General features: G+C 69.7%; 15 protein-coding genes. 1 reads left to right on the forward strand and 14 read right to left on the reverse strand.

Annotated elements, in window-relative coordinates:
* Positions 1 to 5: 5 nt before the first annotated feature.
* The gene (locus ACRSBM_RS20705) at positions 6 to 2,018 is read right to left on the reverse strand and encodes an acetate--CoA ligase family protein (RefSeq protein ID WP_434445274.1); all 2,013 of its coding nucleotides are present in this window, start codon (positions 2,016 to 2,018) and stop codon (positions 6 to 8) included.
* Entirely contained in the window at positions 2,018 to 3,181 is a 1,164-nt protein-coding gene (locus ACRSBM_RS20710; protein WP_434445275.1) for an acyl-CoA dehydrogenase family protein, read from the reverse strand. The genes ACRSBM_RS20705 and ACRSBM_RS20710 overlap by 1 nt, the downstream gene beginning before the upstream one ends.
* Before the next feature lie 932 nt (positions 3,182 to 4,113).
* Between ACRSBM_RS20710 and ACRSBM_RS20715 the strand changes: the two genes are divergently transcribed.
* On the forward strand, positions 4,114 to 4,524 hold the full coding sequence (locus tag ACRSBM_RS20715; RefSeq protein WP_434445276.1) for a DUF6228 family protein: 411 nt from the start codon (positions 4,114 to 4,116) through the stop codon (positions 4,522 to 4,524).
* Positions 4,525 to 4,817: 293 nt separating this feature from the next.
* Here the strand turns inward: ACRSBM_RS20715 and ACRSBM_RS20720 are convergent, their stop codons facing one another.
* The 12 genes from ACRSBM_RS20720 to ACRSBM_RS20775 all read right to left on the reverse strand — a co-directional run bounded on the left by ACRSBM_RS20720 (position 4,818) and on the right by ACRSBM_RS20775 (position 17,340).
* Positions 4,818 to 5,168 (reverse strand): GntR family transcriptional regulator, encoded by a 351-nt coding sequence (locus ACRSBM_RS20720; protein WP_434445277.1) that lies wholly within the window; start codon positions 5,166 to 5,168, stop codon positions 4,818 to 4,820.
* A gap of 74 nt (positions 5,169 to 5,242) precedes the next feature.
* The gene (locus ACRSBM_RS20725; RefSeq protein WP_434445278.1) at positions 5,243 to 5,548 is read right to left on the reverse strand and encodes a hypothetical protein; all 306 of its coding nucleotides are present in this window, start codon (positions 5,546 to 5,548) and stop codon (positions 5,243 to 5,245) included.
* 15 nt (positions 5,549 to 5,563) lie between these two features.
* The gene (locus ACRSBM_RS20730) at positions 5,564 to 6,880 is read right to left on the reverse strand and encodes a nickel/cobalt transporter (protein ID WP_434445279.1); all 1,317 of its coding nucleotides are present in this window, start codon (positions 6,878 to 6,880) and stop codon (positions 5,564 to 5,566) included.
* Positions 6,877 to 7,983, reverse strand: coding sequence for a tetratricopeptide repeat protein (locus tag ACRSBM_RS20735; RefSeq protein WP_434445280.1), 1,107 nt, complete (start codon positions 7,981 to 7,983; stop codon positions 6,877 to 6,879). Before ACRSBM_RS20735 ends, ACRSBM_RS20730 begins: the two co-directional genes overlap by 4 nt.
* A gap of 74 nt (positions 7,984 to 8,057) precedes the next feature.
* Positions 8,058 to 9,470 carry a DUF4331 domain-containing protein gene (locus tag ACRSBM_RS20740; RefSeq protein ID WP_434445281.1) on the reverse strand — a complete coding sequence of 471 codons (1,413 nt, stop codon included), beginning with the start codon at positions 9,468 to 9,470 and terminating at the stop codon, positions 8,058 to 8,060.
* A 68-nt stretch (positions 9,471 to 9,538) separates the two neighbouring features.
* The gene (locus ACRSBM_RS20745) at positions 9,539 to 9,907 is read right to left on the reverse strand and encodes a hotdog fold domain-containing protein (RefSeq protein ID WP_355299476.1); all 369 of its coding nucleotides are present in this window, start codon (positions 9,905 to 9,907) and stop codon (positions 9,539 to 9,541) included.
* 26 nt (positions 9,908 to 9,933) lie between these two features.
* On the reverse strand, positions 9,934 to 10,686 hold the full coding sequence (locus ACRSBM_RS20750) for an OAM dimerization domain-containing protein (RefSeq protein WP_434445282.1): 753 nt from the start codon (positions 10,684 to 10,686) through the stop codon (positions 9,934 to 9,936).
* Positions 10,683 to 12,251: a lysine 5,6-aminomutase subunit alpha gene (locus ACRSBM_RS20755; RefSeq protein WP_434445283.1), complete on the reverse strand. Its 1,569-nt coding sequence runs from the start codon at positions 12,249 to 12,251 to the stop codon at positions 10,683 to 10,685. The genes ACRSBM_RS20750 and ACRSBM_RS20755 overlap by 4 nt, the downstream gene beginning before the upstream one ends.
* 3 nt (positions 12,252 to 12,254) lie before the next feature.
* Positions 12,255 to 13,802: an amidohydrolase gene (locus tag ACRSBM_RS20760; protein ID WP_434453150.1), complete on the reverse strand. Its 1,548-nt coding sequence runs from the start codon at positions 13,800 to 13,802 to the stop codon at positions 12,255 to 12,257.
* Positions 13,795 to 14,805, reverse strand: coding sequence for an L-erythro-3,5-diaminohexanoate dehydrogenase (locus ACRSBM_RS20765; protein ID WP_434445284.1), 1,011 nt, complete (start codon positions 14,803 to 14,805; stop codon positions 13,795 to 13,797). Before ACRSBM_RS20765 ends, ACRSBM_RS20760 begins: the two co-directional genes overlap by 8 nt.
* 70 nt (positions 14,806 to 14,875) lie before the next feature.
* Positions 14,876 to 16,384, reverse strand: coding sequence for an alpha-amylase family protein (locus ACRSBM_RS20770; protein WP_434445285.1), 1,509 nt, complete (start codon positions 16,382 to 16,384; stop codon positions 14,876 to 14,878).
* Complete coding sequence (locus tag ACRSBM_RS20775; protein WP_434445286.1) at positions 16,381 to 17,340, reverse strand: TIGR03885 family FMN-dependent LLM class oxidoreductase; 960 nt, start codon at positions 17,338 to 17,340, stop codon at positions 16,381 to 16,383. The genes ACRSBM_RS20770 and ACRSBM_RS20775 overlap by 4 nt, the downstream gene beginning before the upstream one ends.
* Positions 17,341 to 17,384: the final 44 nt, after the last annotated feature.

Below are 17,384 nucleotides of genomic sequence, written 5' to 3' on the forward strand. Positions count from 1 at the left end.
CCTCCTCACATCGCTGCGGGAGAACCTATCGCGGCAGGCAATCCGGCGAACGGCTCAGCATCGTTCACCGTGTCCGCCGAAGGGATGATCAGGGCGTCGACGGCCAGTACCCCGTCCGGTCCCACGCGCACGGGGTTCAGCTCGATCTCCGCGAGGTCGGGCCGGGCCGCGAGCGTCTCGGAGACCTGTGCGATCACCTCGGCCAACGCCGCCACGTCGGGTGCGGGAGCGCCACGCCAGCCCGACAGGAGCGGGGCGCAGATGAGGCGTGCCAGCATTTTCCGTGCGGTCGCGGGGCTCACCGGCGCGAGCTCCACGACGGTGTCCTTGAACAGCTCCGCGTGGACGCCGCCTGCCCCGACGAGGACCATCGGGCCGAACGAGTGGTCCCGTTTCGCGCCGACGATCAGCTCGACGGTGTTCTCGCGCATGTCCATCTCTTCGAGGACGTACGTGCCGGGCCCGAGCCTCGCCTGCATCTCCTCGAGAGCCGGCGCGGGGTCGGTGAGGTTGGTCTTCACGCCGCCGTGCTCGCTCTTGTGGAGCAACCAGTCGGCTTTGAGTGCGAACGGTCCTTCGAGGGGTGTCGCGCCGACCTCAGCGGCGGTCGTGACGGCGTGTGCCCTGGGGAACCTGACGAAGCTCAGGAGGTCGCGGGCCGCGAGGTAACCGGGCTGGAACGGTGTTTCGGGCGCCGCGTGCGGGGTGACGTCCAGCGAGCTCCGGCCCAGACGGGTCGCGTGGCCGAGCGCCGCCACCACGCGCTCGATCGTCTGCTGCACGGGCACGCCCCCGGATCTCAGCGCGCGCACCGCCGCGGAGTCGGCGCGCATGCTGTGCACGACCACCGGAATATCCCTCGCCAGGGCACAGATCCGGTCGGCGACGGCCACCTCGGCGGACTCCAGCGAGGGCGTGTCCTCCCCATAGCTGCCGAAGTAGCCGGACAGCACGACGGCGTCGACCTCGCCCCCGCGCACCAGCACCTCGACCGCGCGGGAGTAGTTCGCCAGGTCCTGCTCCCCCGCCCCGGCGAGGTCGATCGGGTTCCGCTTCGTGGCGGCGGCGGGAAGTCCGTCCACAGCGGACAAAGCCGGGACCGCTAACCCGGCCGCCACCGCGAGATCCGCCGCGATCGCGCCCTGACCACCGGAATCAGAGATAACCCCCACCCTGACCCCACGCGGCACCCCAGACACCAGCACCGCCGCGAGGTCAACCAGCGAGGCGGGCGTCGCCACGCGCACCGCGCCCGCCCGGCGACAGGCGGCATCCACGACGTCCAAAGAGGACGTCAACGCGCCGGTGTGTGTCAGAGCGGCTTCCTGACCGGCGACGGACGACCCAACCGTCAGCAACACCACCGGTTTCCCGGCCGCGCGCAGCTCCGACATGGCCGTCACGGTTCCCGGCCCGAAGCTCTCCAGGTATACCCCCACAACGGTGGTCAGATCGTGGGACACCAGGTCCAGCAACGCTTCCGTCGCGGTCACGTCCGCCTGGTTGCCCACCGAGACGAACCTCGAGACCCCGATCCCCGACGACGCCGCGAGTCCGGCGATCTCCAGCCCGACCTGCCCGCTCTGCGACACCACACCGAGCGAGCCCGGCAGGAACTGCCCCCACGCGAGGTGCAGCGACGTCGCCGCGTCGAACACCCCCAGGCAGTTCGGCCCGAGCAGCCGCGCCCCCGCGTCCCGGATCCGCCGGATCACCCCGTCGTCGATTCCGGACGTGATCCCGACGAACCCGCGCACACCGACCGCCAGTGCCTCGTCCACAACGGCCGGCACGTGAGCCGCGGGCACGGCCAGGACGACGAGCTCCGGCGCCTCGTCCAGTTCGGACAACGACCGCACGGTCGGCTGCCCCAGCACGGCGCCACCACCGCGGTTCACGAGGTGCACGGCGCGACGACCGTGACCGACCAGGGCGCCGCGAGCGAGCCAGTGGCCCCACTTGGAGGGGTCGTCGCTGGCCCCGACGACGGCGACGGACGCGGGATCGGAGAAGATCATCACGCACCGAGGCCGCGGGAGATGACGAGGCGCTGGATGTCCGAGGTGCCTTCCTCGATCTCCTCAAGCTTGGCGTCCCGCATCCACCGCTCGACGGGGTACTCACGGGAGTACCCGTAGCCCCCCAACGTCTGCACGGCCGCATGCGTGCACCACATGGCGTTCTCCGAACCGACGAGCTTCGCCATCGCCGACTCCTGCGCCACCGCGTGCCCCGCGTCGTGCAACGTCGCCGCGCGCACGGTCAGCAGGTGCGACGTGTCGATCCGCGTGGCCATGTCCGCGAGCCGGAACGCCACCGCCTGGTGCCGGATGATCGGCACCCCGAACTGCACCCGCTGCCGCGCGTACTCGGTGGCGAAGTCGAGCGCGGCGCGAGCAAGCCCCGTCGTGGCCGCACCGATGAGGATGCGCGAGGCGTCGAACGTCCGCATCAGCCCGGCGAACCCCTGCCCCTCGTCGCCGAGCCGGTTCTCCACGGGCACACGCACGTCGTCTAGGAACACATCGGCGTTGACGATCGCGCGCTGCCCCATTTTCCGGAACGGCGGCCCAACACTCAGCCCTGGGGTGTCACGTGGCACCACAAACGCGGTCACCCCCTTGGACCGCTTCGCCGGGTCGACGGTCGCGAAGATCACGAACATCTCGGCGTAGGGGGCGTTGGAGATCCAGGTCTTCTGCCCGTTGAGGACGTACTCGGCACCCTCGCGCCGCGCCGACGTCCGGATGCCCGCCGCGTCCGACCCGCTGCCCGGCTCGGTGACGGCGACCGCGGTCAGGGGCGGTCTTCGAGTCCCAAGTGGACTGAGGAAACGCTCCTGCTGCTCGGGCGTGCCGAGGTCCTCGACAGGCGCGCAGAAGAAGCCGTTGGACGTGATCAGGTTGCCGATGCCGATGTCGCCGTGACACAGCTCCTGCTGGACGAGCACCTGGGTGAGCAGGTCGGTGACACCACCGCCGCCGAACTTCTCCGGGATCATGAAACTCGTCAGCCCCCGCTCCGACGCCTTGTCCCAGACGTCGAGCGGCGACTCGATGTCCGCCTCGTCGACAGCGCGCGCCCGCGGACGGATCTCCCCGGCCGCGAACTCCCGAGCCAGCACGACGAACTGCTCCTGCTCGGCCGTGAGCCGCAGGCCGTCGCGGACGGTCCGCCCCATCTCGCACCCCTAAATTGACTGACGAGTCAGTTATCCACGATCCAGGAGGCAGCCTAGCCGCGTCCGGCCGTTACGGAATGTCGCGAACGGGTGATGAATGCGCTGGTCGGCGCGCTGCGCCGCGCGCGAGAGCCGAGGCATACCCGGAGTTGTCCACAGATCGCCGAACGGTGGGTTGACACGCGCGATCGGCCGCTAGGTTGGGTGGAGGTTGGTGGTCAGCCCCCTGGGGTGGGCGGGGCCTCTTCGGAGTTCGCGTGGAGATCATCGACGGTCTGGGGATCGTGTCCGGGTCGGAGATGGCCCTACGTCGTTGTCCGGATCGTCATCTTGTTCCGCGGTGGGCTCGCGGTGGGCGACGAGTTGATGGGCGAGCTGCGCGAACGGGCTGTCGATCTCCGGCCGGGCCTTCCGCCGCCCGGACGTGATCGGCTTGGCAGCCGGTGGGGTGGAGGCGGTTGTCGACGAGCCATGGTCGGGCGATGGCGACGTCGTGGACGAGTCGCGCCAAGGCGACCGCACCTCCGTGGACAAGCCGCAGCAAGGCGACAGCACCGTCGTGGAGGAGTCACAGCGAGACGACGGCACCTCCGTGGACAAGTCACGCAAGCCGGTGGCGATGTGGTGCGGCGACGGCAACGCCGTCAACCAGTCACGACAGCGCGGCGGCACCGACGCCAACCCAGTCATGGCAAAGCGATGGCACCGGCGGCCGGTACGCGGGCCTCACCTGCGTCAACCACGCGCGCCGTGCGAGCAAGCCGTTGCCGACCACACCCAGGACGACGGTGACACGCTGGACAGGTGGGACGAGCCGGCCAGCGAGCGTTTCGCGTGCCGGCGCGAGGACTCGCACCCCCGCCGACAGATCGAACGGTTGAAGACGAAGATGCGGCCCGTCGACATCCCCTCGGGGACGTACCGTGACCACCGTGGAAGTACTGATCACCTGCATGGAGCAACCGGAGACGCGGGTGCGCCTGCACGAGTGCGTGGCGTTCGACCAGGACATCACGACGATGGCCGTCGAACTCCGGGCGTGCGGGCTCGAGGCACAGCTGGGCATCGAGGTGCTGGACCACGACAGGCTCCCCCGGTTCGTCGCCGCGCTGGCCGACGACTTCGCGGGCTGGGAGGGTGAGCGCGGCTGGCGGTCGAGTCACGACGAGTTGGCTGTGGTGGCGCGCTTCCACCCGAGAGGCCATGTCGAGCTGCGCTGGCGACTCAGCCAGCAACTGGAGACGCCGGGCTCGTGGAGTGCCTGTGTCACTACGTGGATCGAGGCGGGTGAGGGCATGCGTCGTCTCACGGCAGACCTGAAGGAACTGTTCGACGCGCGCTGAGACGAGATCGTTGACGTTGAGCACCAGGGCGAAGGTGCCCACCGGAACGGGACGCCACCGAACGGGACACCTCCCACCGGTCGCCGACCTCGGAAGCACCACCGAGGCGAACCAGGTCGACCATGCGTGCCGAGGCGCCGACCACCGCCGGGGTTTCAGGAACCGGCCGCGGCCGCGCCCCAGGTCACGGCCGCCGGAGGACCAACGGCGGTGGCTGCCCTGCATCAAGGACGCGACCCTGTCGCGCGGAACGCCGCTGTTGCACGACCGCGCAACACTCAACCGGGTGACGGTCAGGTCCTCAGCGCCGCACGGACGATCTCCAGGGCCTCGTTCCGGGTGAGGCCCAGCTCGGCGGACATCGCCGCGTACTGGGCCGCCGCCGCGCGGACGCGCTCGCGGTTGCTGTCGCCGTTCGCGCTCACCACGGTGCCCGCGCGGCCTCGCGTCTCCACGAGGCCGGCCTCCTCTAGTTCGCGGTAGGCGCGCGCCACCGTGTTGACCGCCAGGCCCAGGTCCTTCGCCAGGGCGCGCACCGTGGGCAGCTTCGCGCCGACCGGCAGTTCCCGGTTCGAGATGGCGTGTGCGTAGTGCACCCGCACCTGCTCGTACGGAGGTGTCTCTCCCTGGTGGTCGATCTTCACTGCGTCCCATCCTCCCGGCATGTAGCTACGTCTGTATTGACCAACGGGAGAAGACGGCGGAGGTTGCGGTCGATTCAGCGCAGATTGGACTGATCCGCTCCCATCTGCACGTAGAGCTTGCGCCAGGCCTGGTCGGCGTCGGTGGCCGCTTTGCCGTCGCAGTAGGGCTTCGCGCCGTTCGACGTGTAGTAGCGGAGGATGGACAACGAGACGACGGTGTCCCAGTTGCCCTCGTCGAAGTACTCCTCCCCCGGTGTCTGCTCCTGGTGCTTCATGCAGGAGAGGTCGGACTGCCGTTCGTCGTCGAACTGGGCGGTGGCGGTGTCCTGAGAGGTGCACGCGGTCAGGGCCAGGGCAGCCAGCACGATGAGCTTCTTCATGATCTTCCTCCTTGGCTAACCGGCCAGCGCACGCGTGGCGAGACCGGCTCCGACGAGCATCACCAGCGCCGCGGTGCCCAGCGGCGAGAAGTCCGCGACCCTGCGGAAGCGGGCCAGGCGCGGCCCGAATCGGTCGCGCAGCGAGACCAGCAGCAGGCCGGCCGCGGTCAGTGTCGCCGCCATGCCCAGGCCGTAGGCGAGCACCAGCACCACGCCGAACCAGGTGCGGCCCAGCGCGATGGCGCCCAGCAGCACCACGAGAGCGGAGGGGGACGGCACTAACCCGCCTGCTACCCCCATTCCCACGAGCCCCGCCCGGCGGTGCCTGTGACCATGTCCATGACCAGGTCCAGGTCCGTGCCCATGACCACGGCCGTGGTCGTGCCGCTTACGACCACGAGCGCGCACCGTCGAGCGGAGCAGCACTCCTCCGATCACCGCGACCAGCAGACCGCTCGCCACGCCGAGCCAGCGCAACACCGACTCGCCCGCGATCGCGCTGGACGCGCTGAGCAGCAGCCCCAGCACCAGAACCCCCGCCGTGTGGGTGATGGTGACCGTGGCTCCCACGAGGAATGCGTCGCGGCGGGTTCCCCGCGAACCCGCCAGGTAGGCGGCCATCACGGTCTTGCCGTGGCCGGGCAGCGCGGCATGAGACGCGCCCAGCACCAGAGACAGCAGGACCGCACCGATTCCGACCACCGGGGTGAGATCACCCACCAGGCCGACGGCCGCCTTCGTGGCTTCGCCTATGACCCCAGGTGGGGTTACGGGTGTCCCCTCACCTGGTTGAGCCAGGAACCGCACCGCCCGGACGTCCAGCGGCGACGAGAGCAGGTCCTCCGGGTAGGTGCGGAGCTCGTCGCTGATCGACTCGGCCGGCGCGCCGGAGACCGCGACGTCGACACCGACGACGGTGATCTCGCGCCAGCCCGGCTTGTCCTTGAGGTAGGAGTCGCTGAACGTCACCTCGACCTCGCCGCGCGTCGGTAGCGACGCGATGTACTCGCAGGTCAGGCGCATCGTCGGCAGGCCGGCCTCACCGGGCGGGCGCACGACGTCGGCCTCGCGCACCTCGAACCGCAGTCGCTGCTCGTCGGCCATGGCGTCCAACGACTTCGCTCGTTCCGTACAACGTTTGCGGGCGTCGACGAACTCCCGGTCCTGCAGGGTCGGGATCTCCGCACTGTCCACAACGGACCGCAGCTCGATCCGGTCCGCGAACACCCGCAGCCCGTCGTAGTGGTTCACGCTGAGGTTGCTCAACGGGTGCGCCTGCGCCACCCCACCCATCACCAGCATTCCGAACAGCCCCAGCAGGAACACCCTCATCTCAGACTCCTCAGGATCGCCTCGCGGTGGCGCAGCACCGACGGGTCCCGCCAGCCCAGCGCGACCGCCTTGTCCGAGTACGGCAGCGCTTCCGCGGACCGCCTGTTCACATGCAGGGCCCACGCCATCGCGTCCGCGGTGAACACGCTCTGCCGCTTGGCCCACTCCTTCTCCGCGAACCGCAACGCCTCAGCGGGATCGCCATGATCGGCGGCGATCAGAGCCGCCGTGAGGTCGTCACCGCCCAGCGCGCGCAGCTGCCGCAGGGCCAGGTCGTACTGTGCCCGCGCTTCCGCGGGCCGGCCGGCCGCCTCCAAAGCCTCGCCGTAACGCACCAGGTACTCCGGCGAAGGAACCTTGGACACCAACGAGCGGTACGCGTCAGCAGCGTCGCCTGGACGTCCCTGGCGCAGCGCGAGCTCCGCCTTGCCGGGAACCGAGTCCGCGAAGTGCTCGGTGGCCTCGTCGAGCCTGCCCTCGTTCAACGCGAGCCGGCCCAGGTGCAGGCGGCAGAACGCGGCCTCGTCGGGCGAGGAAGCAGCCTCCAACGCCCGTTCCAGCGCGCCACGCGCCTCGTCCAGACGGCCGCGCAGCTCGAAGTGGTAGGCGGCGCGGGTGAACGACGCGACACCCGGCCGCAGGTCCAGCATGCGTTGCAGCGCAACGGATTCGCCTGAGGAGTCGCCGAGCTGGGTCAGCGCGTCGACTAGGACGCCCTGGGCGGAGGCGGAGTCCGGCGGCACCGACACCGCGCGCTGGGCCCAGTCACGGGCAGCCGCGAAGTCGTGCCGGGCGTTGGCGAGCGCGCCACGGCCGATGAACGCCTCACCGTTGCCGTCCGGCTTGAGCCGCAACGACTCCGTCAGCGCCTTCTCGGCACGGGTGTAGTGCTGGGGGTCGAACGTGACGCGGGCGAGCTCCACGTGTGTGGACCCGAGCTGGGCCCACGCGGCGGCGTCGGCGGGGGTACGGCGCAGCTTGGCCTGCAACGACTCCGCGGTGCGCTGCAGGGAGGAGGTTTGGGTGGCTGGTGGTGGGGCGGGCTCCTGCGCGCACGCGGTGACCGCGAGCAGGGCAGCGAGCAGCGGCATGACTTTCCACATTTTCGGGCACCTTCCAGGGGGCCTGGGGACGCGTGTGGGGTGTCGGGGGGCTACACGCGTCCCCAGGGGCTCACTCAGCGGGAGTTGACCGCCTGGTTGCTCGGCAGGCCGACGTACGGGAACCGGTCACCGAAGCGAACGTCGTTGCCGTTCACCCGGTCACCCTTGGCGAGCGCCGGCACGAGCCTGCCGGTCAGCGCCGCGCCGACCACGGCCTGGATCTCGATGTCCACGACGTCGTCGGTGAGCCTGCGGCCGTTCGGGAACCCCTGCGGGTCACCGCCGAGCACGCCGAGCCGGTTCGGGTTGCGCGTGACCGGCGTGGACATGTTGAGCCGCAACATCTCCGACGGCTGGAACCTCTTCGGGTCCACGTCGGCGTTGTCCAGCTGCGAGTTGAGGTCGAGCTTGATCGGGCCGCCCGCCTTCGTGGTGATGCCGGTCAGGAAGATCTCCACGAGGTCCGCGCGAGGCGTCTTCGGCGCCGGAATGCCGTAGATGGCCTGGATCAGCCGGGCGAGCTCGGGGTCGTTCACCCGGTCGAGCAGCGCCTGGACCCTCGCGTCACCGACGGGTTCGAGCCCGTTGAACGCGTCCTTGAGCGGCGCGGACGACACCACCTCGTTGACCAGCGGGTTGCCCAGCCTCGACACCTGCACGAGGTTGCCCTGCGGGGTCGCCCTGCCGGGTTCGAGCCTCAACGTCCGGCGCTCGGTGTCGCTCCAGACGCCGATCACCGGGTTGCGCTTCGGGTCGCCCTTGAGCGCGAGCATCGTCTTGGGCACCTGGATGGCGATGGTGTTGACGTTGTACCCCATCAGGGTGTCCTGGTTGACCTCCTTCAGGTTTCCGCCGTACAGGAGGTCGAACACCCGCAGGTCCAGGAAGAACGAGTCCTCCGACGGTCCGATGTAGACCTGGCCGCCGCCCGGGATCTTCGTGGTGGCCTGGTCCCGGATCGCGCCGAAGTTCGGGAACGACGCGGGTCCGGTGTTGGACGGCGCCGCACGGCCGTTGCGCACGAGCTGCGTCGTCCTGCCCGGCTCGACGAGCTCCAGGTTGTAGTTCTGGCGGAACAACAGGTTGTCGTCGTTGATCGACGTGACCGGGCCGTTGTTGTAGAGGAAGGTGTTCGCCCTGCCGCGCCGGTCGTCCGTGGTGAACGTGACCCGGAACGTCCTGTCCGGCACCGCGTCACCGTCGGAGTCGACGTTGATGTCGTAACGGGCTTCGGTGGCCCACGGGTAGTAGTTGGGGCCACCGTTGGGTTCCTGCAGCCCGAACCAGTTCGCGACGAGCGTGACCGTGTCGGGTCTGTCCGGGCTGGTGAAGGCGTACACGTCGGTGTTGTCGACCGCCGGGTCCGCCGCGATCAGCGGTGCCTCGCGGTGGCTCGACGCCTCCGCCGCCGGTATCGCGGCCGCGACGGCGACCACTGCGGCGGCGATCGCGCCCCGGCGTAATCGCTTTTTGTTGCCAGTTGGCATTGTCCTGCTCCCTTCCCACGGCGGGGATTCGAAGCAGGACGCCAACCGGTTCGAACTGAGTTCTGGTGTTATTCGGCGGCTTTCGGCGCGACCACCGTTCCGCGGGCCCGCGTTACGACAATCGGCTCAGCGAGCAGATCCGCCGCCGATGGACCCCGCTCGGGCGCCGAACGGCACACCACGCGCGCCTCGAACTCGATCTCGCGCGACCGCTTGCCGATGCGCACCAGCGTCGCGGACGCCTCGATCACGTCACCGGCCTGGATCGGCGCCACGAACTCGACGGAGCTGTACCCCGCGAACAGTCCCTCATCGGAGTCCGTGTGGATGAGCAGCTCGGTGGCAACGTCACCGAACATTCCAAGCCCGTAGGCACCATCGACCAGGTTCCCGCCGTAGTGCGCGTGCGAGTGCGGCACGTAACGGCGGTGAGTCACCGAGAAACCTTCGACCAAAGCTCCGCTCACGCGGCAACCCCCTTCTTCGCCTGCATCGCGTGCACCAGGTAGCTCGCGACCTCACCCGGCGTGGTACCCCGGGAGAAAACTCGATCGACCCCCAGCTCGCCCGCCATCAGCGGGTCGAACCGCGGGCCGCCGGCGACGAGCAACGGGCGCCGGCCCCCCATCGCCTCGCGGAACGCCGCGGACATCTCCTGCGTGTTCAGGATGTGCGCGTCCCGCTGGGTCACGACCTGGGAGATCAGCACCGCGTCGGCCTTCTCGGCGCGGGCGCTGCGGACGAGCTCGGGGACCGAGACCTGCGCGCCGAGGTTCACGACCTTCAGCTCGCGGTAGTACTCGAGGCCCTTCTCGCCCGCGAAGCCCTTGATGTTGAGGATCGCGTCGATGCCGACGGTGTGCGCGTCCGTGCCGATGCACCCGCCGACGACGACCAGCTTGCGCCGCAACACCTTCTTGAGCGTGGTGTTGACCTCGGCCGGGCTGAGCAACGGGTACTCGCGCTCGACGACCTTGACCTCGTCGAGGTCCACGAGGTGCTTCACCGAGCCGTAGACGACGAAGAACGTGAAGTTCTCGCCGATGGGGTTCGAGTGGACCACCATCGCGGGGTCCATGCCCATCTTGTTGGCGAGCTGCTGCGCCGCGCCGTCCGCCTTGGGGCCGAAGGGGATCGGCAGCGTGAACGACGTCTGGATCATGCCGTCACCGGTGGTGTCGCCGTAGGGCCGCACGTACCTCTTGGGGTCGGTCACCGCACTGCCTCCAGCATCTCGCTCGCGGGGTTGAAGTACTCGGGAGCCTTCTCGACCACGCCGTCCGCGCCCTTGCCCTTGTCCGCAGGGCGTTTCATCAGACCGAACGTGCCGTCCGCGATGGCGTCGAGCAGCCCGTCGTCGACGATGCGCTCCAGCAGGTCCACGGCCTCACCGAGCACCTGGTGCGCGCGTTTGACGATGAGACCGTCCGGGGCGGGGCGGAAGTCCTCGGCGAGGCTGCCCGCCGCGTTCAGCACATAGCGGACGTTCTGCAGCGCGAGGTCGCGATCGGACAGGAACGGCGTCACGACCGCTTCCGTCATCATGCCGACGAGCAGGATGGACTGTCCTGTCAGGACACCCGCGAGGTTGAAGAACCCGTCCAGCAGGTAGCCGTTGAACACGTCGCCGGTCATGTGCTTGGTCGGCGGCATCCACTTGAGCGGCGCGTCCGGGAAGAGCTCGCGGGCCAGCAACGCGTGCGCGAGCTCGAGCCGGAACGAGTCGGGCACCTTCGGGTTGATCTCGAAGGCGTGGCCGAGGCCCAGCAGGTGGTCGGGCAGTCCCGCCTCGTGGGCGAAGTGCTCGTTGAGCAACTGGGAGACGGTGACGGTGTGCGCGGCGTCGACGGCGTCCGCGGTGGTGAGGTAGTTGTCCTCGCCAGTGTTGATGATGATGCCCGCGCGGGCGTGCACCTGGCGGGAGAACCGCTGGTCGACGAACGTGCGGATCGGGTTGATGTCGCGGAACAGGATGCCGTACATCGAGTCGTTCAGCATCATGTCGAGGCGCTGAAGTCCAGCCAGGACGGCGATTTCCGGCATGCACAGGCCGGACGCGTAGTTGGTCAGCCGCACGTACCGGCCGACCTCCTTCGACACGTCGTCGAGCGCCGCCCGCATGATCCGGAAGTTCTCCTGCGTCGCGTACGTGCCCGCGAACCCGTGGTGGGTGGCACCTTCCGGCACGTAGTCGAGCAGCGACTGCCCGGTCGAGCGGATCACCGCGATGACGTCGGCGCCGGCGCGGGCCGCGTTCTGCGCCTGCACCACGTCCTCGTCGATGTCGCCGGTCGCGACGATCAGGTAGATCCACGGGCGCTGCGCGGGATCACCCCACTTCGCCACGAGCTTGTCGCGCTGGACCTTGTTGCGGTCGACCGTCTTGAGGCCCTTGGCGACGGCGGACGTGGATACTTTCCTCGCCGCCGTCAGGTCCTTGCCGCTGGGGACCCTGAACTGGATCTGGCCCGCGGCCGTCGCTTCCGCGAGTTCGGTGAGGGTGCCGAGGTTGTTCTCGCGCAGCGCGTGGAACGCCGGCAGCACCACACCGTGCTCCAGCCCGCACTGCTCGCGGACCGTGTCGATCACGCGGTTGACCCACGGCACGTCACCGGCGCGGTGCGTCGAGTCCGCGCCGGTGATGCCCGCGAGGCGGAGTGTGGCGCGCTCGACGGCGACGGTGGTGTGCGCCTTCGCGAGCGACACCACCGGTTCGGCCGCCCGCGCGGCGAGTTTCCGCGCGGTGGCGACCACGTTGGGGTCGAGGTCGAGCAACGCCATGAGTCACTTCCTCTCGTAGATCGTCCGGCCGTTCAGGACGGTCCGCACGCAGACGGGTGCCGGACCGGTCAGGTCGGGCAGTCCGGGCACGCCCGAACGCGGGTCGGTGGACCAGCGCTGCACCCGTGAGTCGCTCGCGGCCACCACGAGGTCGCCGGTCTCCCACACCGCGTACGTCGCGGGCGCGCCGGGCTGGAGCGTGCCGGTCAGCCCGTCGTCCACGCCCGCCGCACGCCAGCCGCCGCGGGTGTGAGCGGTGAAGGCGGCACGCGGGGAGATGCCGTGACCGTCGGTCCGGTGGTGCACGGCGGCCTTGACCGCGGCCCACGGGTCGATCGCGGTCACCGGCGTGTCCGAGCCGAACGCGAGCACCACGCCCGCGGCGGCGAGCCGGGAAAAGGGGTTCAGCCCCACACCGCGCTCGTCACCGAGGCGCTGGACGTACATGCCGGTGGGACCGCCCCACTCGGCGTCGAACAGCGGCTGGACGGAGGCGATGACGCCCCACCCGGCCAGTTTCGCCGCCTGCTCCACGGAGACCATCTCGACGTGCTCCAGGCGGTGGCGCGCACCGGCCAGGGTGGGCGTGCCGAGCGCCTTCTCCGCGATCTCGAAGCCCTCGACGACGGCGGCCATGCCGGCGTCGCCGATGACGTGGAACCCCGCCTGGAGCCCCTCCTCGGTGCACCTGATCAGGTGGTCGGCGATCTGCCGTCCGTCCAGGTAGAGCGCGCCCGTGGTGTCCGCGTCGGCGTAGGGCTCGGTGAGGGCGGCGGTGCGGGAGCCGATCGCGCCGTCGACGAAGTGGTCGCCGGCGAGTCCCCGCACGGTGACGCCGGGCAGGTCGTGGGCCCCCCAGTAGGCCACCACCTCGGGGCCTTCGGTGATCGCGAGGAGTTCGCGCAGGTCGTCCTCACCGGAGATGTCCGGGCCCGCGCACTCGTGCACGGACGCGATGCCCTGGGACGCGGCGTGGCGCAGGAAAGCCCGTTGCGCGGCTTGGCGCTTCTCCGGCGTGATGGCGGCCTTCGCTGCGCCGCGCACGTGGTGGTGCGCGGCGCGCGAGAGAGGGCCGTCCGCCGAGTAGCCGTCCGCGTTCTTCGCCTCGTCGGTGATCAGGTTCGACGAGACCAGCGCCGAGTGCACGTCGATGCGCGACAGGTAGACCGTCTTGTCCCCCGCGGCCTCGTCGATCTCGGCGCGCGTGGGCGGGCGGTTCTCCGGCCAGCGCGTCTCGTCCCACCCGTGACCCCACACCAGGGGCCCCTCGGCGGCACGGACCTGCTCCAGGAGCTCGTCCACAGAGGACGTCTTCGTCAGGTCGAGGCCGGTCAGCAGCAGACCGGCGGAGGTGGCGTGCACGTGCGCGTCGACGAACGCGGGCGCCACGAAGGCGCCGTGCAGCTCGATGACCTCGGCGTCCGGGTGCAGCGCGCGCCCGACCGAGTCCTGTCCGATCCACACGACGACGCCGTCCGTGACGGCCATCGCCGTCGCATCCGGTGCGTAGATGCGTCCGCCGACCAAAAGTTGCGTACTCACGTCACGCAGTCTGCCGTTGCTCGAACAGCGCCCGCACACCCGCCTGCGTCCGGACCAGGTCCAACGCGAACTGGGCGTGACCAGGCACATACCCGTTGCCGACGATCATCTCGACGTCCGCGGCCAGACCCTCCGCTCCCAAAGCGGCGGCACTGAACGAGGTCGCCATCGAGAAGAAGATCACGGTGCCGCCGTCCGCGGTCGCGAGGATGGCACCGTGCTCGCACCCCGGCACGTCCACGCACACGACCGTGACGTCGACTTGCTTGCCGACCTTCTCCGCGACCTCGACGGGATTGCGCGCGTCCGCGATCACGACCTCGTCCGCGAGGCCGGACTTCCGGACCTGCTCGGCTTCTTTCTCGGTCGGAACGAGAGCCACCAGCCGTTGCGCACCGGCCTGACGCGCGGCCGCAAGAGAGAGCGACCCCGACTTGCCGCCACCACCGAGCACCAGCACCGACCCACCAGGGTGCTTGCGCACCACACGGTCGGTCAGCGCCGGTGCGCCACACACGTCGAGCACGGACAGCGCCAGCTCGTTCGGCATGTCGTCCGGCAGCACGGCCGCGATGGACCGCCCGAACAGCACCGCGGTGCCCCGGCACGGCACCTGCTCGTCCTCGCCGTCCCAGTCCTGCAGGCCGTCGTTGATCTTCAACGGCGTCAGCGTGAGGCTGACCAGCGTCGCGATCCGGTCGCCCGCGCTCAGCCCGAGCGGCGACTCCGGCCCCACCTCGAGCACCGTGCCGAGCAGCATGCCGCCCGATCCGGTGACGGGGTTCTGCATCTTGCCGCGCTCGGTGACGATGTCGAGCACGGCCTGCCGGACCGCGTCGCCGCTGCCGTGCTGCTCCCTCAGCTGCCGGAACGACGCCGCGTCCAGGTTGAGCCGTTCGACCGCGACGATCACCTCGTCCGCGGCGGGGACCGGGTCCGCGTCCAGTCGCCACGCCTGCTGGGGCAGCACGCCCGCAGGCTCCAGGACGCGGTTCAGTCCGTACGCGCTCACGCGAAAATCCTTCGGTCGACGACGCTGTCTCGACAATATCTTCACGCGTAACGTAAAGATTCCGCAAGCATCACTCGGTGACGAGACGGAACCAGCGGCAGCCGTAGGGTCCCAGATCGACCTTGACGCCGCTCTTCGCCGGCTTCACCTCCCGCCCCGTCGCGAGGTCCGTGAGCATCCCTTCGGCCGGGACCCGCACGGTGATGTCCTGGTCCGCGAAGTTGTGCACGGCGATGACCGAGCCACCGTCGCAGTCCGCGCGGTGAGCGAACACGGTCGGGTCGCCGACGTCGAGCACCTGGACCGTGCCCCACGCCAGTTCGGGACACTCGCGGTAGAGCTCGACCAGGCGCCGCATCCAGGTCAGCAACGAGTCCGGATCGTGGCGCTGCCGCGCCGCCGCCTCCCAGTCCATCGGCACGCGCACCGCCAGCCTGCCCTCCAGCGACAGGTCCTCCTCCAGCCCGACCTCCTCGCCGTAGAACAGCACCGGCGTGCCCGGCAGGGTGAACAGCAGGCTGTAGACCATCCGGATGCGGCGCTGGTCGCCGTCGAGCATGCCGGGCAGCCGCCGGCGCAGGCCGCGACCGTAGAGCTGCATCTCCGGGTCCGGGCCGAACGCGTCGAAGACCTCCTGGCGTTCGTCGACCGGCAGCTTGTCCAGCGTCAGCTCGTCGTGGTTGCGCACGAACGTCGCCCAGTGGCCGTCGCGCGGCGGCTGCGGGCGTTCCTGCAGGGCCTTGGTCAGCGGGCCGCTCGACCGCCGCGCCAGCGCGAGGTACATCGCCTGCATGCCCACGAAGTCGAAACACATGGTCAGCTCGTCGCCGACGCCCTGGCCGTAGAAGGCCATCGTGTCCTTGTACGGCAGGTTCACCTCGCCCAGCAGCACGCCTTCGCCGTTGCGGCGGTTGAGGAACGCCCGCAGGTCGGTGAGGTAGTCGTGCGGGTCGGGCAGGGAGGCCGCGTCCAGGGGGTCGTTGTGCTCCAGCAGGAAGGGGACGGCGTCGACGCGGAAGCCGCTCAGGCCCAGCTCCATCCAGAACCCCATGATCCGCGCGATCTCGTCGCGGACCTCGGGATTGGACACGTTGAGGTCGGGCTGGTGCTTGTAGAAGCGGTGCAGGTAGTACCTGCCGACCTCCTCCGAGTAGTTCCAGAGGCTGTCCTCCTTGTCCGGGAAGGTGATTCCCTGCGGTCCGTCCTGCTGCGGCTCGTCGGCCCAGACGTACCAGTCGCGTTTCGACGGGTCGTGGAACCACGGGTGCTGGTCGGACGTGTGGTTGACGACGAGGTCGGCGATCACCCGCATGCCCCGGTCGCGTGCGGCACGCACGAACTCCACGAAGTCGCCCAGCGAGCCCAGGCGCGGGTCGACGGAGTAGAAGTCGGTGATGTCGTAACCGTCGTCGCGTTCCGCAGTCGGGTAGAACGGCATCAACCACACACACGTGACGCCCAGCGCGTGCAGGTGGTCGATGCGTTCGGTGGCGCCGCGGAAGCCGTCATCGGAGAAGGTCTCGATGTCCAGGCAGTAGAGGACGGCGTTCTTCCACCAGACGTCGGACGTGCGGATCACGCGGTCACCTCCGGCAGAACGTGCTCGCCGAACGCGTCGACGAACGGGGTCAGGTCCTGGCCCACGTGGTGCAGGTAGATCTCCTCGAAGCCCAGCTCCGCATACGTGTGCAGCTGCTCGGTGTGCCACTTCAGGTCCGAGGAGACGTTGACGACCTCGGCCACCTGCTCCGGCGTGACGTGCTCCGCGACCACGTCGAAGTGCTCGGCCAGCTCCAGGTCCCAGCACACGGGCGGGCGGAAGACGTTGGTGCGCCACTGGTCGTGCGCGGTCGCGATCGCGGTGTCCTCGTCGGGTGCCCAGCTCAGGTGCACCTGCAGGTGGAGTTTGCCGCGGCCGCCCGCGTCGCGGTAGGCGTCGGCCATCGTGCGCAACCGGTCCGGTGAGGCGTTGACGGTGATCAGGCCATCCGCCCAGGACGCGCACCAACGGGCGGTCTCCGGGCTCACCGCGGCTCCGACCAGCAGTGGCACCTCGTCGGGCAACGTCCACAGCTTGGCGCGGTCGACCGTGACCAGGCCGTCGTGGCTGACCTCCTCGCCGGAGAGCAGCGCGCGGATCACGTCGACGCACTCGCGCAGCCGGGCCGTGCGGACGTCCTTGCGCGGCCAGCCGGCGCCGGTGATGTGCTCGTTGCTGGCCTCACCGGTGCCGAGCGCGGCCCAGAACCGGCCGGGGTTCATCGCGGCGAGGGTGCCGATCGCCTGGGCGATGATGGCCGGGTGGTAGCGCTGGCCAGGTGCCGTGACCACGCCGAACGGCAGGCTGGTCGCCTGCAGGGCCGCGCCGAGCCAGGACCAGGCGAACGCGGACTGGCCCTGGCGCGAGCTCCAGGGCGAGAAGTGGTCCGAGCTCATCGCCGCGCCGAACCCCGCCTCCTCGGCCCTGCGCACAGCGGTCAACAGGTCGGTTGGGTGTATCTGCTCGTGGGACGCGTGGATGCCGTAGACCGTCATGCGACTTCAGGTACCCAGAAGAGAAGTTCAAGAAAGCTTTGAAC

The sequence above is a fragment of the Lentzea xerophila genome (assembly GCF_051094245.1).
GTDB classification, from domain to species: domain Bacteria; phylum Actinomycetota; class Actinomycetes; order Mycobacteriales; family Pseudonocardiaceae; genus Lentzea; species Lentzea xerophila.